Annotated in this window: 20 protein-coding genes; 15 read left to right on the top strand and 5 right to left on the bottom strand. The window is 50.3% G+C overall.

The window, feature by feature from the left end; translation table 11 throughout:
* The first annotated feature begins 24 nt into the window (after positions 1 to 24).
* The 10 genes from H6750_01875 to H6750_01830 all read left to right on the top strand — a co-directional run bounded on the left by H6750_01875 (position 25) and on the right by H6750_01830 (position 12252).
* Entirely contained in the window at positions 25 to 549 is a 525-nt protein-coding gene (locus tag H6750_01875) for an NAD(P)H-dependent oxidoreductase subunit E (protein ID MCB9773059.1), read from the top strand.
* A gap of 81 nt (positions 550 to 630) precedes the next feature.
* The gene (gene nuoF / locus H6750_01870; GenBank protein ID MCB9773058.1) at positions 631 to 1938 is read left to right on the top strand and encodes an NADH-quinone oxidoreductase subunit NuoF; all 1308 of its coding nucleotides are present in this window, start codon (positions 631 to 633) and stop codon (positions 1936 to 1938) included.
* An 11-nt stretch (positions 1939 to 1949) separates the two neighbouring features.
* On the top strand, positions 1950 to 4640 hold the full coding sequence (gene nuoG, locus H6750_01865) for an NADH-quinone oxidoreductase subunit NuoG (protein ID MCB9773057.1): 2691 nt from the start codon (positions 1950 to 1952) through the stop codon (positions 4638 to 4640).
* Between the two features lie 51 nt (positions 4641 to 4691).
* Positions 4692 to 5765, top strand: coding sequence for an NADH-quinone oxidoreductase subunit NuoH (gene nuoH / locus H6750_01860; protein MCB9773056.1), 1074 nt, complete (start codon positions 4692 to 4694; stop codon positions 5763 to 5765).
* 14 nt (positions 5766 to 5779) lie between these two features.
* Positions 5780 to 6319 (top strand): NADH-quinone oxidoreductase subunit NuoI, encoded by a 540-nt coding sequence (gene nuoI, locus H6750_01855; GenBank protein MCB9773055.1) that lies wholly within the window; start codon positions 5780 to 5782, stop codon positions 6317 to 6319.
* A gap of 75 nt (positions 6320 to 6394) precedes the next feature.
* Complete coding sequence (locus H6750_01850) at positions 6395 to 6913, top strand: NADH-quinone oxidoreductase subunit J (protein ID MCB9773054.1); 519 nt, start codon at positions 6395 to 6397, stop codon at positions 6911 to 6913.
* Positions 6913 to 7218 (top strand): NADH-quinone oxidoreductase subunit NuoK, encoded by a 306-nt coding sequence (gene nuoK, locus H6750_01845; GenBank protein MCB9773053.1) that lies wholly within the window; start codon positions 6913 to 6915, stop codon positions 7216 to 7218. The genes H6750_01850 and nuoK overlap by 1 nt, the downstream gene beginning before the upstream one ends.
* 4 nt (positions 7219 to 7222) lie before the next feature.
* On the top strand, positions 7223 to 9115 hold the full coding sequence (nuoL, locus tag H6750_01840; protein MCB9773052.1) for an NADH-quinone oxidoreductase subunit L: 1893 nt from the start codon (positions 7223 to 7225) through the stop codon (positions 9113 to 9115).
* Between the two features lie 84 nt (positions 9116 to 9199).
* Complete coding sequence (locus H6750_01835) at positions 9200 to 10774, top strand: NADH-quinone oxidoreductase subunit M (protein ID MCB9773051.1); 1575 nt, start codon at positions 9200 to 9202, stop codon at positions 10772 to 10774.
* Positions 10771 to 12252: an NADH-quinone oxidoreductase subunit N gene (locus tag H6750_01830; protein ID MCB9773050.1), complete on the top strand. Its 1482-nt coding sequence runs from the start codon at positions 10771 to 10773 to the stop codon at positions 12250 to 12252. Before H6750_01835 ends, H6750_01830 begins: the two co-directional genes overlap by 4 nt.
* Before the next feature lie 55 nt (positions 12253 to 12307).
* On the opposite strand, the gene H6750_01825 is transcribed toward H6750_01830, so the two are convergent.
* From H6750_01825 to H6750_01805, 5 genes are all read right to left on the bottom strand, one after another.
* Complete coding sequence (locus H6750_01825; protein MCB9773049.1) at positions 12308 to 13186, bottom strand: EamA family transporter; 879 nt, start codon at positions 13184 to 13186, stop codon at positions 12308 to 12310.
* Positions 13187 to 13440: 254 nt separating this feature from the next.
* Entirely contained in the window at positions 13441 to 13926 is a 486-nt protein-coding gene (locus H6750_01820; protein ID MCB9773048.1) for a hypothetical protein, read from the bottom strand.
* Positions 13923 to 14363, bottom strand: coding sequence for a hypothetical protein (locus tag H6750_01815; GenBank protein ID MCB9773047.1), 441 nt, complete (start codon positions 14361 to 14363; stop codon positions 13923 to 13925). The genes H6750_01820 and H6750_01815 overlap by 4 nt, the downstream gene beginning before the upstream one ends.
* A gap of 159 nt (positions 14364 to 14522) precedes the next feature.
* Entirely contained in the window at positions 14523 to 15308 is a 786-nt protein-coding gene (locus H6750_01810; protein ID MCB9773046.1) for an ankyrin repeat domain-containing protein, read from the bottom strand.
* A gap of 363 nt (positions 15309 to 15671) precedes the next feature.
* Positions 15672 to 16328 (bottom strand): hypothetical protein, encoded by a 657-nt coding sequence (locus tag H6750_01805; GenBank protein MCB9773045.1) that lies wholly within the window; start codon positions 16326 to 16328, stop codon positions 15672 to 15674.
* Positions 16329 to 16892: 564 nt separating this feature from the next.
* On the opposite strand from H6750_01805, the gene purH reads away from it, so the two are divergent.
* From purH to H6750_01780, 5 genes are all read left to right on the top strand, one after another.
* On the top strand, positions 16893 to 18449 hold the full coding sequence (gene purH, locus H6750_01800) for a bifunctional phosphoribosylaminoimidazolecarboxamide formyltransferase/IMP cyclohydrolase (GenBank protein MCB9773044.1): 1557 nt from the start codon (positions 16893 to 16895) through the stop codon (positions 18447 to 18449).
* Positions 18450 to 18670: 221 nt separating this feature from the next.
* Positions 18671 to 19945, top strand: a complete 1275-nt coding sequence (purD, locus tag H6750_01795; protein MCB9773043.1) for a phosphoribosylamine--glycine ligase — start codon at positions 18671 to 18673, stop codon at positions 19943 to 19945.
* Between the two features lie 17 nt (positions 19946 to 19962).
* Positions 19963 to 20610 (top strand): threonylcarbamoyl-AMP synthase, encoded by a 648-nt coding sequence (locus H6750_01790; protein ID MCB9773042.1) that lies wholly within the window; start codon positions 19963 to 19965, stop codon positions 20608 to 20610.
* 191 nt (positions 20611 to 20801) lie between these two features.
* Positions 20802 to 21065, top strand: a complete 264-nt coding sequence (locus H6750_01785) for an AbrB/MazE/SpoVT family DNA-binding domain-containing protein (protein MCB9773041.1) — start codon at positions 20802 to 20804, stop codon at positions 21063 to 21065.
* The gene (locus H6750_01780; protein ID MCB9773040.1) at positions 21062 to 21469 is read left to right on the top strand and encodes a putative toxin-antitoxin system toxin component, PIN family; all 408 of its coding nucleotides are present in this window, start codon (positions 21062 to 21064) and stop codon (positions 21467 to 21469) included. The genes H6750_01785 and H6750_01780 overlap by 4 nt, the downstream gene beginning before the upstream one ends.
* The last annotated feature ends 136 nt before the right edge of the window (positions 21470 to 21605 follow it).

Raw genomic sequence — 21605 nt, 5'->3', positions numbered from 1 at the left:
CTCGCTATAACTCACGAGTGTTCTATGCTACTTGAGCGCTTCAAAAACGAAGTGGATGATATTCTATCCCGCTATCCCGTAAAGCGATCGGCGTTGTTGCCGTTATTGAATTTGGCGCAGCGTGAAGAGGGATTCGTGAGTGAATCGGCCATGCAGGAGATTGCCAAAATTTTGGATGTGACCCCGGCACAAGTGTTTGAGACCGTCACGTTTTATACCATGTTCAATCTCAAGCCGATCGGGAAGTTCCATCTTCAAGTTTGCAAATCGCTTATGTGTGCGTTAGTCGGATCTGATGATGTGGTGGGATGGATCCAGAAAAAACTTGGCATTGCACAGGGTCAGACAACGGCAGATAACTTTTTTACCCTCAGCGTGGTGGAGTGCCTTGGGTCCTGTGGGACAGGTCCCATGATGCAAGTGAATGATGATTATTATGAGCAATTATCCGAAGAAAAGGTCGGACGCGTCCTGGACGATTTGAGGCGAGACGGAACCTGTTCGCTTAAATCAGGACCCTTCATGTATCCTCAGCCCCTTGCTAAATGACAGAAGTCTTTTGCAGGGAATAGGCGTGGATCAGCAATTCATGGGTTATTGATCACTGCCCGTTCACGAAACAGTGTCTTTATGGCCACCTACGAAAAAATCTTATTGAAGAATATGGAACAACCGGGATACAACGGTTCGTTGGCCGACTATGAAGGGACCGGTGGGTATCGAGCTCTCCGGACAGTTCTCAAGGATATGCAGCCCGATCAGGTAATTGAAGTGGTAAAAAAGTCAGGTTTGCGTGGTCGTGGGGGAGCCGGCTTCCCCACCGGCGTAAAATGGGGGTTCATTCCGAAGAATCATCCTGGTCCCAAATATTTGTGCTGTAACGCGGATGAAAGCGAACCGGGAACATTTAAAGACCGGCAACTTATGGAACGTGATCCGCATCAAATGCTGGAAGGGATGGCCATTACCTGTTTCGCTATTGGCGCACAAACAGCTTATATCTATATTCGTGGAGAGTTTCGTCTCGGCGCGAAGATTCTTGAGAAGGCTCTTGAGGAAGCCTATGCGGCCGGGTATCTGGGCGACAACATTTTCGGGAGCGGGTTGACGATCAATATCTATGTTCACCTTGGTGCGGGAGCCTATATTTGCGGGGAAGAAACGGCATTGCTCGAATCGCTAGAGGGCAAACGGGGCATGCCTCGCTTTAAGCCCCCGTTCCCGGCGACACATGGATTGTATCAAAACCCCACTGTGGTGAATAACGTCGAGACGATGGCGAATATTCCTCATATTATCAATCGAGGGGGAGAGTGGTTTGCCTCGATTGGCTCTCCACCTAAAAGTTGCGGAACGCGGGTGTTTTGTTTAAGCGGACATGTGAAGCGGCCTGGTAATTATGAAACGCCCATGGGCATCACCTTTCGTGAATTGATTTATGATTTGGGCGGGGGTATGCGATCGGATAAGCCCCTGAAGGCCTTTATCCCTGGGGGAGCATCGGCTCCATTTCTGACGCCTGATCATTTAGATGTGAAAATGGATTTTGAATCGGTGGCTTTAGCGGGGTCCATGCTGGGATCCGGCGGTGTCACGGTAATGGAAGAAGGCACGAATATGGTTTGGGCTGCTCTGCGATTGATGGAATTCTTCTACCATGAATCGTGTGGGAAATGTACACCCTGCCGGGAAGGAACTTCCTGGCTGGTGCAGACTCTTCAGCGGATCTGGAACAAACGAGGGCGTCCTGAAGATATTGGAGTCCTTGATGAACTCTGCGGAAATATCCCGGGCCGGACGGTCTGTGCGTTTGGTGATGCGGCTGTATCTCCCATTGTGAGCACACTGCACCATTGGCGTGGGGAATATGAGGCCCTTATTCGTGAGGCTCAAGAGACAATGCCACGCAACAAGGAAATTCCAGTTTTCACGCATTGAGTGTAACCAAAATGGCCACAACCCCAAAACCAATCACGGACATGATTACGCTTACGATTGATGGGAAATCGGCAACGGTTGCCAAAGGGACGCTGGTCATTGAGGCTGCGCGGCAGGTTGGCGTCATGGTGCCGCACTTTTGCTATCACCCGAAACTGACCCCGGATGCTAATTGTCGAATGTGTTTAGTGGAAATTGAAAAAATGCCCAGGTTGCAAACCTCCTGTAGTACCCAAGTGGCGGAGGGCATGGTGGTGAAATCGGCTTCTTCCCCGGTGGTGCAGGGCGCCCGCAAATCGGTGTTGGATTTCATTTTGGCCAATCACCCGTTGGATTGTCCCGTCTGCGATCAAGGCGGGCGCTGCGATCTTCAGGACTTTTCCCATGAATATACCGCGACGACCAGCGGATTTAAGGAACTCAAACGGGTCTTTCCGAAGGAGTATTTCAGTCCGCTGATTGAGACGCAGATGAACCGGTGTGTCCAATGTTTGCGATGCGTGCGCTATTGTGATCAGGTCATGGATGTGAAAGCCCTGGCGCCTGTGGGACGCGGCACCATGACGGAAATTAAAGCCTTCGGGGCCCATGAACTGGATTGTGAGTTTTGTGGTGGATGTATCCAGATTTGTCCGGTCGGAGCCATTACCAGTCGAGTCTCCATGTATGAATTTCGTCCATGGATGCTGAAGCGGACTGATTCCGTTTGTGGCTATTGTGGAGATGGGTGCCAAATTACCTTTCAAACGAAGAATAATGACTTAATCGAAGTGAATTCCACCCACGGGGCCGGCCGCAACAATGGTGATCTGTGTGCCCGTGGCTACTTTGGCTACCATGTCAGCGTTCATCCTGATCGGCTGACGGCGCCTCTTGTTCGTCGAGAGGGTGCCTTCCACCCTGTGCAATGGGAAGAGGCGTTGGAGTTGGTGGGGCAGCGTTTCAAGGAAATAAAAACCACCTATGGTCCCGATGCGATTGGCGGGTTAATTACGGGACGATGTACGAATGAAGATATCTATGTTTTTCAGAAATTCATGCGCGGCGTGGTGGGGACCAATCGGATTGATAGTAGTGTGCGGTATGGCCACCTGAATGCGGTGCATGCCATGCAACGCGTGCAAGGCACTCATCGTTGGGCCGTGAACTTTGACGATATTCTATCCGCAGATACCCTCTTACTTGTCGGGACCAATATTACGGAAACCAATCCCATTTCAGGGTTGAAGGTCAAAGAAGCGGTGAAGCGGCGAGGGGCGAAGCTCATCACCATTGAAGCGTTGGAACCTGCTATTGGGAGCATCAGCAATATTGTGAATCTGGCCCACCATCATCTGGGCGTCAACCCCACGGCCTATGCCGGGGCGGTATTGGGCATGCTGAAAGCGGTGATTGATCAGCAACTGGTGGATCCGGAACTTCAGGCCAGCGCCCAGTCGTATGCCAACGACATGACCGCCAGCCTGAAAGCCCTGTCCTGGGATGCGATTCACGCGCAAACCGGACTGGCTTCGGATGTGTTAACTCAGGCAGCCCAGATGTTTGCCAAAGGACAGAAGGTTGTGATTCTTGTCGGACCGGGAGTCCTGCGATCTGTGGGCGGATTCGGCATGACCATGAATTTGTTGGACCTGTTATTGGTAACCGGAAAACTCACTAAACTCGGCTGTGGACTTGCTCCCCTGGCGGAAGAAAATAATGATCAAGGAGCCTTTGAAATGGGAGGAACCGGGTCGGTGTTGCCTGGTGGGCAATCCCTGGGTGACCCGGACGTGCGGAAGCGCTTGGCGCAAGCGTGGGGTCGTCCCATTCCCGATACACCAGGATCTTCACTCCCTCAAATGATTGAAGATGCGCAGCACGGCAAACTAAAAGCCTTGTTTGTGGTTGGTGAAAATCCGCTGGCCTCCTTGCCTCCGTCTTCGGGTATTCATGCGGCATTGGAGAAGCTTGAGTTTCTGGTATGTCAGGAATTGTTTCTCACCGAAACGGCCCGGCAAGCTCATGTCCTTCTGCCAGCCTGTTCCTATGCGGAAAAGGATGGAACGTTTACCAACACGGAAGGGCATATTCAGTCAGTACGAAAAGCCATTGATCTGGTTGGGGAAAGTCGACCGGATTGGGAAGTGTTTTCCGCGCTGTCGGTGATGATGAACGATCCGATGGAATATGGAGACGTCAAGGAAATTGGCAAAGAGATCCATAATCTTCTCCCCGGTACGCGTACCCTGGGCCCTGCCCCCTTGCCTGCTCAACCGGATTCGACAGTCATCGCCCGATATCTCAAGACTGATTATCAGCGGGATATTGCTACGCGGTATCAATTGCCGACAGAGGATGGCGCTGCTGGTGCGGAAGACATGATCTTGCAGGTTTCCCAATCCTTGTTTCATTCCGGGAAATTTTCGCGAAAAGCCAAAGGCTTACTGCAAGTTGAAGCGACTGGCAAACTCTATCTGCATCCGGAAGATGCCGCGCGACGTGGTATTGGTGAAGGGGACACGGTGAAGGTGAGCAATCGTTTGGGTGAGGTGATCACCCCGGTAGGGCTTCGTGAGCGAATCCCGCAAGGGGTCGTAATGTTCCCTGAGCATTTTGATGAAGAGGTCCGCCGTCTCTTGCCGTATAGTGTTGATTCGGAAACGCAAGTGCCCTATTTCAAAGTGGGTCGCGTTCTGGTTGAAAAAGTGGTGGGAACATGAGGCGGTTCTCAGCATGTGGGTCGGTATATAGAGGAGAGGAGTGAATCCGGCATGGATACGGGAATTCGATTAGCCTTAACGTTAAGCCAAATTGGCGTGGTGATGGTGGCGGTGCTTCTGACTGTCGCAGCACTCACCCTCCTGGAGCGAAAGGTGTTGGGTTGGATGCAGGATCGGATGGGGCCGATGGAAGTCGGGCCTTATGGCATCTTGCAACCGGTCGCCGACGGCCTAAAGCTCTTTTTCAAAGAAGACATCATCCCAGCCGGAGCGAATAAGTTCATGTTTAGCATGGCGCCGGTGTTGTCATTAGTTCCTGCCCTCATCGGATTCGCGGTGATTCCGTTTGGCCCGGATTGGACCATTGATGTCGGCGGCGTCAACTTTAAACCATTTGTGATTACCGACATCAATATCGGCGTTCTCTATATCCTGGCGTTTGCGTCAATCGGGGCATACGGCATTATTTTGGGCGGGTGGTCATCAAACAGTAAGTATTCCCTTCTTGGAGGCCTGCGGTCTGCGGCCCAGTTGATTAGTTACGAATTGAATGTGGGGCTGTCAATTGTCGGCGTGTTGCTCCTTTCAAGCTCCTTGAGTCTCGTGGCGATTACCAATGCGCAGGCAGGAGGATTTTGGAACTGGTACTTTTTCGGAGGAGGGGGGTTCCCTCAAGCTGTGGCGTTCGTCGTGTTTATTATTTCTGCAGTAGCGGAAACGAATCGAACCCCATTTGATTTGCCGGAAGCGGAAAGTGAGTTGGTGGCCGGATTCTTTACGGAATATAGCGGCATGCGATTCGCCTTCTTCTTTCTGGCCGAATACGGCAATATGATTTTGGTGTCTTGCGTGGCCACTGTCTTGTTTTTTGGTGGTTGGCATCCTCCCTATCCAGGCACTCTTATGGAGTACATCGGGGTGGGCCATCTCCTCTGGATTGAGGGCATCATGTGGTTTGTCCTCAAAGTGGCGTTTTTCCTCTTTTTATTCTTTTGGTTACGTGCCACATTACCGCGATTACGATATGACCAGCTCATGCGATTCGGGTGGAAGGTCCTCCTTCCCATCGCGTTGGCTAATATTGTGGTGACGTCGATTATTGCATTTCTCTTTCCTGGGAGCTAAGAAGGTTGAATGGTATGAAACTCAAGGAATGGGCCAAAACGCTTCTATTCTATGAGATTGCGTTAGGGATGAAGGCGACCTTATCCCATTTCCTTCATTATAAGCCGATCACCTTACAATACCCGCATGAGAAGAAACAGTTGCCGTCCAACTATCGCGGTATGTTGGCGTTACTGCGCTACGATGATGGAACAGAAAAGTGCGTGGGATGTGATTTATGTGAGGCGGCTTGTCCCTCCCGTGTCATCCGTGTGGTGAGTGCCGAGGTTCCGGGGGAACCCACGAAGCGGTATTCCAAGGAATATTACATGGACATGACCCGATGTTTGTTTTGCGGGTTGTGCGTGAAGGCATGTCCGGTTGATGCGTTGGGCATGACTCAGGAGTATGAATGGGCGGTCTATGATAAGCGCCAGCTTCAATTAAATAAGGAGCAGCTTCTGGCTATTGGCGATCGCAACTTTCCAGTTCGGGAAAAGCGACTCGAATTTCAACATCCCAATGTGGCCTATTTTAACGTAGGGTTTAAAGAGATTCCGCAAAAAGAACTGTAGTCGTTATGGCCTGGCGGTGCACTCGGTCCACCTGCCGGCCAATGAATATCGCCAAAAATTTTGAATGAACCGGTGATGGGAACGATAGTTTTTTTCTATTTTGCCAGTGTGATTGTGGTAACGGCGGCTCTTGTCGTGGCCCTGAGGAGTCCGGTGTTTAGTGCTCTGGCGCTCCTGGTCATGTTTTTCCACGTCGCCGGGCTTTTTGTCACCTTGCATGCGGAATTCCTGGCCGTGATTCAAATCCTGGTGTATGCGGGCGCCATTCTGGTGCTCTATCTTTTTGTGGTGATGTTGCTCAATTTGAAGGGTGAAGTACATTTTCACCACCAATTGACTGTAGGACTCTTTCTGGGATGTATGGTCTTTGCAGAGGCGATCCTGCTGGTGGTGAAAGGTGAATCCTCATTGGGTGCGAATCTCCCTGATCAGGGAGAACCGACCCATTTGACTCAGGGCAATACGGAATCGATCGGTGAGCTTCTGTATTCCACGTATCTGTTTCCATTTGAAATCGCGTCTCTCATTCTCTTAGTGGCGATGGTGGGTGCGGTTATCCTCACCAAAAAGGGGATATTGGAGGCCAAGGGTTAATGGACGTTCCCGTGAGCTACTATCTTGTATTGAGCGGAATCGTGTTCTCAATCGGGTTGGTGGGAGTGCTCATTCGACGCAATATCATCATCATTTTATTATCCATTGAGTTGATGTTGAATGCCACGAATATTAATTTTGTAGCCTTTTCTTCCTATTTGGGTAATCTTTCCGGACAGGTGTTCGTGTTTTTTGCGCTTACCGTGGCTGCTGCGGAGGTTGCGGTAGGGCTGGCGATTATCATCGCGCTCTATCGGCATTCGGCCAGTACCAACATTGACGACTTCCGGTTGCTGAAATGGTAAGGCGATGCTCTACGCCTTAATTCCTCTTCTCCCACTCCTGGCCTTTGTCATCCTGGGGCTGTTCGGCCATTGGATCAAAGACCGAAGCCATTGGGTGGCCGTGCCTGCCGTCCTGGGGTCGTTCCTTCTTTCCATCATGGCGCTTGCCGACGTGGCGGGTGGTCAGGCCCTTCAGATTCCTCTCTATACGTGGGCGGATTCGGGAAACCTTCATATTGCCTTAGGGTTATATATCGATCAGCTTACGGTCGCGATGTTGTTGCTCGTCACCATAGTGAGTTCACTGGTCCATGTTTATACGATTGGCTACATGCATGGAGAGCCGGGTTATGCCAGGTTTTTTAGCAATATCGCGCTCTTTACCTTTTCTATGTTGATGTTGGTGATGTCCGATAATTTCCTGCAACTGTTTGTTTTTTGGGAAGCCGTGGGTCTTTGTTCCTACCTGTTAATCGGCCATTGGTATGAGCGCGAGTCAGCCAGGGCAGCGGCCACCAAAGCGTTTCTGGTGAATCGTGTCGGGGACTTCGGATTCATGTTGGGTATTCTGCTGGTCTTTGTCACTTTTGGCAGTTTGCACTATCAGGAAGTGTTTTCTCAGTTGGATCAGAAGGCTGGTGGCCTGGTGAATCTTCTTGGTTCTGTCGGAGGTCATTGGGAAATATCGGTGATGACCTTGATCTGCCTTTTTTTATTCGTTGGAGCAGTCGGGAAATCTGCGCAAGTGCCTCTGCATGTGTGGTTGCCGGATGCGATGGAAGGTCCCACTCCGATATCAGCACTTATTCATGCCGCGACGATGGTGACGGCAGGAGTCTTTATGGTTGCCAGATTTGCTCCGTTATTTAACCTTTCTCCCGTGGCCATGGATGTGGTGGCAGTGGTAGGTGGAGTCACGATGTTTATTGGCGCGACCATCGCGTTGACGCAAACCGATATCAAACGGGTTGTGGCCTATTCCACACTCAGTCAACTTGGCTACATGATGATGGCCTGTGGGCTGGGTGGCTATATTGCCGGAATGTATCATCTTCTGACCCACGGAGCATTTAAGGCCTTGTTATTCCTCGGGTGTGGGTCGGTGATTATTGCTCTTCATCATGAACAAGATATGAAACATATGGGTGGACTCAAGGATAAGCTGCCTGTGACGTATTGGACCTTTCTCATTGGGGCTCTGGCGCTGTCCGGTTTTCCTCTCACTGCGGGATATTTCAGTAAAGATGAATTACTCCTGGCTGCCTGGATGTCTAGTGGCCTGGGTAAAGTTCTGGCCGTCTTAGGATTACTGACGGCTCTCATGACGGCTTTTTACACTTTTCGATTGGTGTTTGTGACATTTTGGGGAGAATCACGAGTGGATCCTCACCATGCCAAGCATGTGCATGAACCGTCAAAAGCGATGACGATTCCTCTTCTGTTTCTTGCCGTGCTGAGCATCCTCGCAGGATACATGGGAATACCGGAATTTTTGGCTCCCGCATTTCCCGCTGCTGGAGGTCATCACGAAGGATCTGCGGCCATGGGCATTATGCTGACGGCCACCGCAATGGGCCTGTTAGGGATTGCGGGTGCCTATTGGGTCTATGTCAAGTCGCCCGGCTTGCCGGACCGCCTGGCGAATCAGTGGCGATCGCTGTATCAGTTCTCTTTGAATAAATGGTTTGTGGATGAAGCCTATGACCGGACCGTGGTCATGCCAACATTGAATCTGGCGGATCGGTTATGGAAACGGGTGGATATTGCGGTGATTGATGGTGCGGTCAATGGAGTGGCGCGAGCCGTGGCCTGGGGAGGATGGGTGACGCGAAGACTTCAAAGCGGACAAGCACAGAATTATGCGCTGGCCATGACTGTCGGCGCGGCGGTCATTTTAGGTGCGATGATATTTTATTAGTGTGGATGGGTGAACGTATGATGGGGTACTCGTGATGGTTCAACAGGCAACCGTATGGCAGGAGAACTTTGAATCGTGACTGAGATGGTTATTCCCACAGGTGGGATTCCCTGGCTCACGATCGTGCTGATCCTCCCGCTGCTCGGAGTGGTCGCGGTTTTACTCGCTCACGAGGCACTTTCACGGTCTATTGCGTTGACGGTCTCCATCCTGACCTTGCTGGTCTCATTGCCCCTGTGGGTTGCGTTCGACAATGCTCAGGCCGGCATGCAATTTGTGGAAAAGCATCTCTGGATTGATTCTCCCGCCATTCATTATTCCCTGGGTGTGGATGGGATCAGCATGCCGCTTGTCCTCTTAACCACCTTTCTCACTCCTCTTTGTATCCTCGTCTCCTGGACGTCGGTTCAAACCAGAATGAAAGAATTCCTGATCAGTTTGTTGGTGATGGAGACGGCGACGATCGGCGTCTTTGCGGCCTTGGATTTTGTGCTGTTTTATGTGTTTTGGGAAACCATGCTGATTCCGATGTATCTCCTGATTGGCGTCTGGGGTGGGCCCAATCGTGTCTATGCGGCGATCAAGTTTTTCCTCTATACCCTGGCCGGGAGTATCTTGCTGCTGGTAGCGATTCTGGTGCTGTTTTTTGAAGGTGGGCGAACCTTTGATATTTTGGCTTTAACGCACGCGTCCTATGCTCCTGGCTTGCAATCCCTCTTGTTCTGGGCCTTCTTTGCCGCGTTTGCGGTGAAAGTCCCCATGTTTCCCTTTCATACGTGGCTCCCTGACGCCCATGTTGAAGCCCCCACTGCCGGGAGCATCATTCTCGCAAGTGTCTTGCTCAAGATGGGAACCTATGGGTTTTTACGATTTTCCTTGCCCATGTTGCCTGATGCCTCGGTTGCGTACACCCCGTTCATCATGACTCTGTCGGTCATCGCCATTATTTATGGCGCCTATATGGCGTTAGCGCAAGCGGACCTCAAGAAACTTATTGCCTATTCCAGTGTCAGTCACATGGGGTTTGTCACACTGGGAATTTTTGCGTTAAATGCCCAGGGTATTGAGGGTGCGATCCTTCAGATGATCAACCATGGCATTACGACCGGCGCGCTCTTTATGTGTGTGGGCATCATTTACGAACGGACGCATAGCCGGCAAATTACCGATAATGGCGGGTTGGCGAACGCAATGCCAAAATACGCAACATTTTTTGTGATTTTTGCGTTGTCGTCGGTTGGTCTTCCAGGCATGAATAGTTTTGTCGGAGAGTTTTTAGTCCTGGTTGGAACCTTTGCCTGGAGCAAACTGACAGGGACTCTCGCGGCTTTAGGGATTATTTTAGCTGCCGCCTATATTTTGTATTTGGTGCAACGGATGATCTATGGGCCGGCCTCTCCGCAGATGCTCCCCAAATTAACTGACTTGAATGTCCGTGAATTCGGCATGCTGGTTCCATTGGTGGTGTTGGTGTTTTGGATCGGGCTTTATCCGAAACCGTTGTTGGATGTGATGCATGCGAGCGTGGCGCGGGTCATCGCGTCTCAATCTACATCAGTCATGGTTCAGGAGGGGGGAGATGGCCGAGGGCACACCCTGGCGATGACGGCCGAGCCATCTGGGCATCGACTCATCATGAAGGGTGATGTTGCCCCATGACGCTTCCTCTCGCCGATCTTGTTCTCATTCTTCCTGAATTGCTCATTGTGGGCATGGCCTGTCTGATTCTCGTTCTTGATCCCATTACGCCTGCACACAAAAAAGATCTCCTGGCGTGGATGAGTCTCGGCATTCTGGTGGTCGGCAGCGTGGTGACGGTGAACGGGTTTGGTGAGCGGGTGATGGCCTTTAGTGATTTAGTGGTCGTGGATTCGTATGCCGTATTTTGGAAAATGTTGCTGTATCTGGTGAGTGGTCTGACCATTTTATTGTCAATGGGTTACCTTAAAGAGGAAAAGATCCAGCTCGCGGAATACTACGCATTTGTCCTGTTGGCATTGACCGGAATGATGGTGATGGTATCCGGGGCTGATTTGCTCACGATCTATCTGGGAATCGAACTGATGTCGATTACCCTCTATATTATGGCCGGGTTCAAGCGATTTGAGCTGCGGTCAATCGAATCTTCGGCTAAATATTTTGTGTTGGGAGCCTTTTCCTCAGGAATTTTGCTCTATGGGATTTCGATTATTTTCGGTGTCACTGGGAGTACTCGGCTGGTGGAAATCGCAGCCGTGGTCAATGGGCGCGGGATCGATGACCCGTTGGTCTTTATTTCGCTCATGCTGCTGATTGTGGGATTTGGATTTAAAGTCGCGGCAGTGCCCTTTCATATGTGGACGCCTGATGTATATGAAGGAGCCCCGACGTCTGTGACGGCGTTTATGGCGGTGGCTTCCAAGGCGGCCAGCTTTGCTGCGTTCCTTCGTGTGCTTCTGGAAGCCTTCGGTGGAATCAAACCGGATTGGAATTTATTGATCCTGGTTATATGTATTATCACTGTGGCTCTTGGCAATCTTGTGGCCATTGTTCAGACCAACGTGAAACGGATGCTGGCCTATTCCAGCATTGCCCATGCGGGTTATGCATTGATTGGTGTCGTGGTCGCCGGGTGGGCCGGGATAGAAGGAGCGGTTTCGTCTCAGGGCGTTTCGAGCCTGATGCTCTATCTGGCCATTTATTCGTTTATGACGATAGGAGCATTTTCCATGGTGGCCGTATTACGGAAGGGTGGCCTGGAAGGCGAGGAAATAGAAGATTTCACCGGATTGGCCAAGCGACATAAGGGTGGCGCGTTTCTCATGTTGGTATTTATGGTGTCGTTGGCGGGTATTCCTCCCACCGCCGGGTTCATTGGGAAACTGTATCTTTTCATGGCGGCGGTTAATGCCGGATTGGCATGGCTGGCGATCATTGGATTGATCTTTGCCGCCATTTCGGCTTTTTTCTATTTGCGCATTGTCATGGTGATGTATATGCGTGAGCCATCCTCCGAACAGGAATTGCATACCCGGTTGGTCCTTTCTCCCCAGGTATCCTTTGTGTTGGCCTGCGCCGTTGCCGGTGTGGTTTTGCTCGGAATCTTTCCAGGTCCGCTGGTTTCGGTTGCCGAACTTTCCTCTCTCTCCCTGAAATAACTCTCGGTTGTGTGATTCAACTCATGTCTTTCGGTTGGTTGTCGGGCCGACAAGGTTAGTCCGTGTACCCGAAACCTAATACGACAACTCCGATCATCATCAAGACTGCGCCAATCAACCGCTCCCCTACGTATTTTTCCTTCAAAAACATCCATCCCCACATGACGGCGAAGAGAATACTCGATCGCTTTATGGCGATGACGGAAGGAACCGGTCCCAGACTGAGAGCGGTATTGTGAACGAGGAGGCCTATGGTCTGAAACAGGCCGACGAGCAAAAGGATGACGAGAGTGGTCGGGCGAGGAGCGGCAATATTCTTTCCCGGCAGGAATCGTAGCAAGAACACAAACCCGATGGTCATCACGCTGGAAATGGAGAGGCTCCAAAAGAGAGGAGAGGAATTCTGCACGCCGATTTTGTCAAAATTCGACGTGAGGCTATATATGAACGCCACGGAAAGCATTCGCCTTGGACCCGGTTCTCGAAAGATTGCGAACAATGGCGCAAGAAAACCATGGTGTATTGACTGAATGTGTAGGACATACGCTCCCCCCACAATACAGAAGATGCCCACGATATCCTGTGTCGTTGGGATATCCCCGACCAGGAAAGGTGAGGTGATCAATAAAAAAAGAGGAGTAAAGGAAACGAAGGGAATGGCCAGGGACAGATCAGAACTTTGTAAGGCCCTCATGAATTGGAACAGGGCCAGGATATTCAATGTTCCTCCAATGAGCAGTGCCCACCCATACCTGGGGCCCAGCAAAGGGACTGAATCCGTGAACAGTACAATGCTCAGAAGTATGGGAATGGGAGTCGCACCAGCGGCTAAAGCCGCCAGTTGAGGGGAGACGGATCGCACTCCCTGCTTACTCAGTAGGTCTTTCAGGGATTCGCTGAGTGCCGCCAACAGAGCAAAATACATCCAGCTCATAGAGGAAATGCCGATTTCATTTTTCCATCATCAGAAATTTTTTTTGATAGTTGTTCCGTGACTGGATCCTCTCCCGGAAGTAGCCATTGCTGGGTTTTAAAAGGAATATTTTAGATCCTCACAATTGTTTACGTGGATTTTTTTATAAGTACGAATGAGAGAAGAATTGACCCTAGAAATTCAAAAAAATCAGGTTTGCACAACCTAAGATTTCTTAACGTGTTAGGAATGAGGAACAGAAATTTTCGCCCAACCTAGGACAAGGATTTTATTTGCAGGATAGACGCTTGACGCATGAATTCGATGAGACAGTTGTGGGTGTTTGCTGGATCAGCAGAACTAGGTTTTTCCCACCTTTTCCCGTGGGCGACCCAATGTCTATAACCGCAGAGACGTTCGACGTCATTGTAAGTGGGTGTTGAAACCTGGCTTTCAAATTGTTTGATGGCATCGTTCAGGCCGCTAAAACCTTCTTTACTCGATGCTTTTATTGGCAGCGGTGTTGCGAGATGATCGAAAATTAGTTTCTCAAACCCGGAGAGAAGAGAAAGGATCGTGGAATCAGACTGCTCTTCTTTGCTAAAAACAAGCAGTTCCTGAGCCTCATTCGGGGATTTACCGAAAAAGATCGTATTGTGGAATGTTTTTCCTTTTGTTGATTTGGCAAGTAAGTCGCCGACAATATTCAGGCAATCAATGGAGGCCTGATAAGCTTGAAGGATTGCGTCAAGGTCAGTCACGCTAGAGCGCGTTTGAGGAGATCAGTAAAGATTGTTTCAGTTAATTCACGGAATTCAGATGGTCTCGTTCCAGACCCATGTACCCACTTGTCCTGGTCGGCTAGGTATAGAAACATAAAAGTTCCTTTTGTAGTCACCATATCTACTCGACCATCCGCGCCAATTATTGTTGCACCAATTGGCTTTAGAGTAATTGTTTTGTGATCCACTTTCAGAGTTAGGCGAGGAACCTGCAATGTGCCAAGGCTTTCTTCAATATGATTTACCCGGTGGATGCTTGTCTCGATTAAATTTTCTTTTTCCGCTTCCGCAAGCCATGATTGAATTTTTGCAAACAGTTTGTTCAGAGCAGACAGCCATGCCTCTTGGCGTTGGGCACGCTCTTCAGGATTGTCAGCTGCTTTTTGTTTTCGGAGGAATTCACTTAAGGTTTCCATTCAAATACTCCCCACGTACTTATAACACTTTATACAACCAAAATCCAAAATTAGGTCACGGCCCTCGAATTTAGAAAAATCAGGGAAGTAATATGTGCTTGCAGATGTTGTTCTGAGTACAATTTCTGATCTGAGATTGCTTCAGCAATTACAGGAAAATTAGGAAGCTAGAGGAGTAGGACAGTGCTGGAAGACTTCCTGAAGAGCCGCATACAGTTGACCGGATGCGGTAGAAGTGGAACTTTGGAGTGGTTGTGAGGGAAGAGAGCAGGTGGCTCCACGTGACAGCAGATAGTGGGTCAGATTCCGTTGGCCGGAAAGAGCGGCAGAATGAAGGGGCGTGATGCCAATGGTATTGGTGGCATCGATCGGCGCGCCGGAATCCAGAAGCAGGCGAGTCATGTCGGCATCTCCCGTTTGTGCGGCGATGTGCAGCGCCGTCCAGCCTTCCTTAAATGAGGATTGGACCGTTGCGCCGTGAGCTAACAGAAAAGACGCCATCCGGTGGTGATGCTCTTGCACGGCAATGTGGAGTGGCGTGATTTTTCCTTTAAAACCATCCACGGGCGCACCGTGTTGAAGGAGGAGGTCGGCGATATCCACATGTCCTCCCTTCGCGGCGAAATGGAGAGGCGTCCATTCGGACTGATAAATAGCCTCAGGGTCTGCGCCTTTTTGTAACAGAAGACGAGTCATCGTAAATTGTCCGGATCTTGCGGAAAAATGGAGAGGCGTCGCTCCTTGTGGGGTGCGCTGATTGACATCGGATCCTTGAGAGACCAGCTTCTGAACCAGGGGCAAATTACGATTTTGGATGGCTTGAAGAAGATCGGGTTCTTGGGAGAAGGAGAAGGTGTTCCACTCTGACGCCAATGCATAGGATAGAAGAATGCCAATACATACCATCACATATTTGACTATCGTGAATTCACGTGATTGGGGCATGAGAGAACGGTTTCCTTGCTTGAAAGATGAATGCAAACGGCCTTAGGAGTAGGCCCAATGAGTATTAAGATGAAGCGAACGTCAAAGCGGTGGCCTGCACCATTCCCCATTTGAAGGGGAGCGTTCCTCGCGCGCTTTTTGGTGTGTCTGTGAATTGTGTGGGGGATCTATGCTGTAAAAATTACAAGTGACTGTTGGAATTCCTGGAAGAGCCGAGTAGGTCAGGCCCGGTATTCACGAATGGGTGGGGTACTGACAACCGTTTGAGATTTTGAGGAACGCCAAAAGTAGGAATTTGCGGAAGTGGAGAAGAGAGGAACTATGGAGTCTGGGGATACGGCTGGTGAGACAGGAGCGCAGAATCTATGAGGCTGCGCTTGTTAAAGCAGGGTTCTTTGTCGGCTGTTCTGTGGCATTCTGGTCCGATTCTATCTGAAGACACGCGAGCTGGTCGGCTTGGAGTATCAGTCCATTCAAAACTTTGTGCCAATGTGTTGCCGTATCTAAGTATTTTTCAAAGAGAATGCCCCCTTCTTTGGTTTCCATATTGAGGAAATTAACAACATGGAACGGTTCGTCTTCATCGTGGATCCACACCATGAGGTCGATTCGCTGGTTGTCTTTTTGGGAAGAGGAGGCCTGCCAACTCTTAATCAATCTTTCTGCGTTTGCGTGCATAAGTTTTTGAAATGAGATGAGTGCTTTTGGGGCAGTTCTTAGCGCTTCGTTAAGGACTTCTCCATTTTTCACTAAGAACGAACCGACCAGGCTTGAAATATGAATCAATCGTGGTGGGACAGCAGGACTATATAACAGGCAAATTTTGAGCGTTTGGTCGTTGACAGCAATGCCTCCAACGCCATCGGTACCCATGAACATTTGTGATGGAATGAAGCTCGTGCCCTGGATCCGGCTTTCTTCTTTTTTATTCTTTGTTGGAGGACCCATGCTTACTGTGAGCATAATGGCACCGAATGCAAGACATACCAACAACACAACGAACATCAGGGTGAAATCCATCGATGAATCCTTATGACTATGAGAGTCCTTACAGTGTTGTAAAAAGATCGTAACGGAATATGACTCGTGAGTATGGTGAAATTTTGGTTGTCATATTAGGCCGGAGGTGGCTTTCGCCGGCCAGAATAGGTCAGAACATGCAACAATCCCCTGATACTCATGGCTCTCCTTTTCGCGTACCATGTGAGTAGAAAATTTTGTTACTGAAACCAAATGGACAGAGGGGTTGTCCAAAATGATGGTACTGCCATTATATTAAACCGGCTTTCAATATATTATTTCGGCAGAATCGGAATTTGGCTTTATGGGTGTATAAAGAAATATGTTGTGGATGAAAATCAGCCTCTTCCTGATGCGAGGTTTATAAGAAAATAGTCGTGCTGAAACATCAAAATTTCAAGATTCGCAAAGGAAAATGTCGCTGGTGTGGAATAGGGTAACGAGCAGGAATAGGGTGCTGGTCCTTGGGGCATGATCTTCAGGATTCGTTGAAGTTCTTCAGGTCATTTGCTAAGCTGACTTTCCTTTTTTACCCATTAACAGAGACGCGTGGCAGGAGAACACATGGCAAAATTGGGAAAGGCGCTGATTAGCGTATCCGATAAAACCGGTCTAGAGAAAATGGCCAAGGGGTTGGCGGCACTTGATGCGGATATTTTGTCGACAGGTGGAACCGCCAAGATGCTTCGGGACGCCGGAGTTGCCGTGACCGAGGTGGCAGATTACACCGGGTTTCCTGAAATCTTGAACGGGCGGGTGAAAACGTTACATCCGAAGATTCATGGTGGGTTATTAGGGCGGCGTTCGTTGGATGCGCACGTGCGACAAATGCACGAGCAGGGAATTGAGCCCATCGATGTCGTGATCGTGAATCTCTACCCATTTGAAGCGACCATTGCGAAGCCTGGTTGTACGTTTGAAGAAGCCATTGAAAACATTGATATCGGGGGACCCTCCATGCTCCGGTCGGCGGCCAAGAACCATGAGGATGTTCTGGTGGTGGTCGATCCTCAGGATTATGAGCGGGTCTTGGAGGCCTTGCAGTCGGGAACGGTCTCTTTAGGCTTGCGACGCGAGTTAGCTAAAAAGGTCTTTGACCATACCGCCAGGTATGACAGCCTGATCGCCAATTATCTCACCTCCAAGTTAGCCGATACCTCAGAGCAAAAATTCCCCTCGTTGTTGTGTCTGTCGTATGAAAAGATCGAAGATCTACGGTATGGAGAGAATCCGCATCAGGCCGGTGCGGTATACCGGGACCGGCAGACCAAAGAAGCCTCGCTTTGTCAGGCCAAACAACTTCATGGCAAAGCCATGTCCTATAATAATTACTTAGATGCGAATGCGGCGTTGGAACTGGTGAAGGAGTTTGATGAAACGGCGGTCGTTATCGTCAAACACAATAATCCCTGCGGGGTCGCCATCGGGGATATGCCGGTGGAGGCCTATGTCCGGGCGCGAGAAACGGATCCGGTCTCCGCTTTTGGCGGGGTCATTGCCTGTAATCGAAACGTCGATCTGGCCATGGCCAAAGAAATCACCTCTACGTTTGTGGAGGTATTGATTGCGCCTTCATTTTCGGAAGAGGCCTTGGCTGAACTTCAACGGAAAAAAGATTTGAGGCTGTTAGCGGTGGGTGCGTTGGAAAGTGCTCAACGGGATGCGTTGGACATGAAAAAAATTGTGGGCGGGATCTTAGTGCAGGACCGGGATCTTGGGTCGTTGCATGAGATGGGTGAGTTATCCATGCCGAGCGAACGGCAGCCGACCGACTACGAGTATCAAGCCTGCGATTTTGCCTGGAAAGTCTGCAAGCACGTCAAGTCTAATGCCATTGTCTTTGCCACGCAGACCCAAACCGTCGGCATTGGCGCCGGCCAAATGAGCCGGGTTGATTCGGTGAAACTGGCTCAAATGAAAGCGAATCTTCCCATCAAAGGGTGCGTGATGGCTTCCGATGCCTTTTTCCCATTTCGTGATGGCATCGATGCCGCCGCAGGCGCAGGGATTACCGCCGTGATTCAGCCAGGAGGGTCTATTCGGGATAAGGAGATCATCCAAGCCGTGGATGAGCATAAGATGGCCATGATTATGACGGGCATGCGCCATTTCCGTCATTAACAGATCCAACCTCGACATTTTCACCATCTTCCCTTGTTCCTTTGTTCTGACGTGGTAAGCGTTGTGTTCTATTGTTGTCGTTTCTTTTCGGTTTTCTGGATGGGTGGGGAATTATGATGGAAGAGAACATCAGGGCATACCCTGGGTGAAAATAAGAGGACTGGGGCAATGTTCCTGACCTCCATATGTTAAAGGGATGACGGGAGGCACAAGTTTTTCCGGTGAACGTATTAATCATAGGCAACGGTGGTCGCGAGCATGCCCTCGCGTGGAAGCTTGCACAATCCCCTCGTGTGAGGAAACTCTTTTGTGCCCCCGGTAATGCGGGGATCGCTCAGGTAGCTGAATGTGTGCCACTTCAGGCGGATGATCTTGGAGGTCTTAAGGATTTTGTACAATCCAAAGAAATCAACCTCACAGTGGTCGGACCCGAGCTGCCGCTCTCCCTCGGCATCGCCGACGAATTCCGAAAATCACATTTACGGATTTTTGGCCCCACTCGCAATGCGGCGCTTATTGAATCAAGCAAATCGTTTGCCAAGGAACTCATGGTGCGGGAAAAAATTCCCACCCCTTCTTCCCGCACATTTGACCAGCTGGAGCCGGCTTTAACCTGGGTCGAATCCTGCCCGCTCCCGATTGTCGTGAAAGCCGATGGCCTGGCGCAAGGGAAGGGGGTCATCATCTGTGCGACCAGGGCGGATGCCCGTGAAGCGGTTCGCAGCATGCTGGAAGAACAGCGATTTGGAGTCGCCGGCGCCCGGGTGGTGCTGGAAGAATTTCTTGATGGAGAAGAACTTACCGTAATGGCCTTTGCCGATGGTCGAACGGTGATCCCCATGATTCCCGCCCAGGATCATAAACGAATCGGGGAAGGGGACACGGGTTTGAATACTGGAGGGATGGGGGCCTATGCGCCGGCTCCATTGGGAACACCGGAACTCCGTCAGCGTATTCTTGATGAAGTGCTGTCTCCGGCGGTCACAGGGTTGTCCAGGGTGGGGAGTCCATTTTACGGCGTGTTATACGCGGGGATTATGGTGAAGGATGGTAAGCCCTATGTGTTGGAATTTAATGCCCGCTTTGGCGATCCTGAAACCCAGGTGGTCTTGCCACTCTTAAAAACAGATTTATTGGATGTGCTTGAAGCTGTGGTCGAACATCGTTTGGACCAACTGCATGTGGAGTGGCACAACCAGGCAGCGGTGTGCGTGGTGTTGACCTCCGGCGGATATCCCGGGTCCTACCAAACGGGATTGCCGATCACCGGCCTCCCGGAAAAAGAGTCGAAGTCGGTTATGGTGTTTCACGCTGGGACCTCCTATGCCAATAATAAGATTGTTACGAATGGCGGGAGGGTCCTAGGGGTAACCGGGATTGATTCGACCCTGGCCGGAGCCAGAGATCATGCCCATCAGGCACTTGCCCCGATTCAGTTTGAAGGCCGGTATTTCCGTTCAGACATCGGCCACCGCGTGCTGCAGGTTCCATCCTGATTTAAGGGCGCTCTGTCGTGGCCACCGTTCTCCAACTCAATTCCCTTCCATCGCCCCAACTGATTCATCAGGTTGCACAATGTCTGCAGGATGGCGGAGTCCTGGCTGTACCGACCGACAGCTTTTACGCGCTTGCGGTCAGTCCCTTCAATGACATGGCATTAGAGCGGTTGATGCAGATCAAAGGCGAACGCAGCCACAAACCTTTTCCTGTGTTAGTGGGTGACTCGTCCCAACTGAATCAACTGACGGCAGATATCCCCGGTGTCGCTCGAACACTCATGGAAGAGTTCTGGCCGGGTTTGCTCACGCTTGTTCTGCAGGCTCGTTCCACTCTTTCGCCTATCCTGACCGGCGGACAGAGAACCATTGGTGTCCGGCAGCCCAATGATCCACGCGTTTGCGAACTCATGACGCACACCGGTCCGCTCACCGGCACCAGTGCCAATCGAAGCGGACAGCCGCCGGCGCAATCCGCTGAAGATGTGATGCACCAATTAGGGTCGATGGTTGACGTGATTGTCGATGGCGGACCTGCGCCGGGTGGTCAACCCTCCACGGTGTTACAAATCCTTCCGGAGCTACGCATCCTTCGACAGGGGGCTACTTCCCGCCTGAAACTTCAAGAAGTCCTTGACCGCAAAGAAAAATCTCTTTCCTGGTAGGTTTCTGAGAAATTCTCAAATAATATTGAATGAATGAGATGGGCCCTCTTCCCCATCTGCTCTCCTGTTTTGCCTCCACGGGTCGTTGTCCTAAGGCAACCAGGGAAATTGTTTTGATTAAGAAAATCTCTTGATATATCCGATCTATTGAATATAATCTTACTAGTAAGTTTAAAGAAAAGGAGACTAACATGGCATCTATAGCCACAACAAAACTTTCATCCAAGGGCCAAGTCGTCATTCCGGAAGAGATACGAAAGCAACTGGGTTTAAAAGAAGGCGATCAATTTGTGGTAGTGGGGCAAGACGACGCGGTCATTCTCAAAAGCATCAAAAAGCCTGTCTTGAATGAATTTGATTCGCTAATCGATAAGGCCAGGCGGCAAGCGAGGGACGCCAGGTTGAAGCGTTCGGACATTGGAAAGGCCATTGCCAAAGTCCGAACCGCTTCATGAGGCTCGTCCTTGACACCAATGTCTTTATTTCTGGGGTGTTTTTCGCTGGACCGCCTTTTGACATTCTGAAATCTTGGAGAGTTGGCCAAGTTGAAATTGTCGTCTCTGCTGAAATTCTGGACGAATACCGACGAGTTGGCGTTGAGCTGTCCGAGAAATACGCAACCGTTGACCTTTTTCCGTTTCTCGAGCTTCTGATCTCCCATGCCATTGTCGTTCATGCCCCCCCTTTAAATGAACGTGTGTGCTCCGATCCTGATGAATTTATGGCTTGTGCTCTGGCAGGCCGGTCAAAATTTATTTGCAGTGGTGATAAAGCCCTGCAGAAGATATCGGGATACAAGGGGATTTCGGTCGTGCCCCCCAGAGTATTCGTGGATCGATATCTGCCACACAAGAAATAACTGTCAATAGGGGTTGTTCACTTCCTTTTCCAACCCAATTTTTGGCGGGAGTCGGTCCTATTGAGGCGGTTGCTAATTTGACATATTTAGTTAATTGAGGAATGATTCGCCTGGCCAATTTTAGGGTTTCTAAAAT

It is taken from the genome of Nitrospiraceae bacterium (assembly GCA_020632595.1).
Classification (GTDB): domain Bacteria; phylum Nitrospirota; class Nitrospiria; order Nitrospirales; family UBA8639; genus Nitrospira_E.
Note: the sequence above shows the minus strand (reverse complement) of the source record. Positions and strands in the feature narration are given on the sequence as shown.

Excerpts from the sequence above, each read along its gene's own strand:
- H6750_01810 (MCB9773046.1), bottom strand. The coding sequence starts at position 15,308 with ATGCCCCAATCACGTGAATTCACGATAGTCAAATATGTGATGGTATGT.
- H6750_01785 (MCB9773041.1), top strand. The coding sequence starts at position 20,802 with ATGGCATCTATAGCCACAACAAAACTTTCATCCAAGGGCCAAGTCGTC.
- H6750_01830 (MCB9773050.1), top strand. The coding sequence starts at position 10,771 with ATGACGCTTCCTCTCGCCGATCTTGTTCTCATTCTTCCTGAATTGCTC.
- H6750_01825 (MCB9773049.1), bottom strand. The coding sequence starts at position 13,186 with ATGAGCTGGATGTATTTTGCTCTGTTGGCGGCACTCAGCGAATCCCTG.
- H6750_01805 (MCB9773045.1), bottom strand. The coding sequence starts at position 16,328 with ATGGATTTCACCCTGATGTTCGTTGTGTTGTTGGTATGTCTTGCATTC.
- H6750_01780 (MCB9773040.1), top strand. The coding sequence starts at position 21,062 with ATGAGGCTCGTCCTTGACACCAATGTCTTTATTTCTGGGGTGTTTTTC.
- nuoG (MCB9773057.1), top strand. The coding sequence starts at position 1,950 with ATGGCCACAACCCCAAAACCAATCACGGACATGATTACGCTTACGATT.
- nuoF (MCB9773058.1), top strand. The coding sequence starts at position 631 with ATGGCCACCTACGAAAAAATCTTATTGAAGAATATGGAACAACCGGGA.
- nuoK (MCB9773053.1), top strand. The coding sequence starts at position 6,913 with ATGGACGTTCCCGTGAGCTACTATCTTGTATTGAGCGGAATCGTGTTC.
- purH (MCB9773044.1), top strand. The coding sequence starts at position 16,893 with ATGGCAAAATTGGGAAAGGCGCTGATTAGCGTATCCGATAAAACCGGT.
- H6750_01815 (MCB9773047.1), bottom strand. The coding sequence starts at position 14,363 with ATGGAAACCTTAAGTGAATTCCTCCGAAAACAAAAAGCAGCTGACAAT.
- nuoL (MCB9773052.1), top strand. The coding sequence starts at position 7,223 with ATGCTCTACGCCTTAATTCCTCTTCTCCCACTCCTGGCCTTTGTCATC.
- nuoH (MCB9773056.1), top strand. The coding sequence starts at position 4,692 with ATGGATACGGGAATTCGATTAGCCTTAACGTTAAGCCAAATTGGCGTG.
- H6750_01850 (MCB9773054.1), top strand. The coding sequence starts at position 6,395 with ATGGGAACGATAGTTTTTTTCTATTTTGCCAGTGTGATTGTGGTAACG.
- H6750_01875 (MCB9773059.1), top strand. The coding sequence starts at position 25 with ATGCTACTTGAGCGCTTCAAAAACGAAGTGGATGATATTCTATCCCGC.
- H6750_01835 (MCB9773051.1), top strand. The coding sequence starts at position 9,200 with ATGGTTATTCCCACAGGTGGGATTCCCTGGCTCACGATCGTGCTGATC.
- nuoI (MCB9773055.1), top strand. The coding sequence starts at position 5,780 with ATGAAACTCAAGGAATGGGCCAAAACGCTTCTATTCTATGAGATTGCG.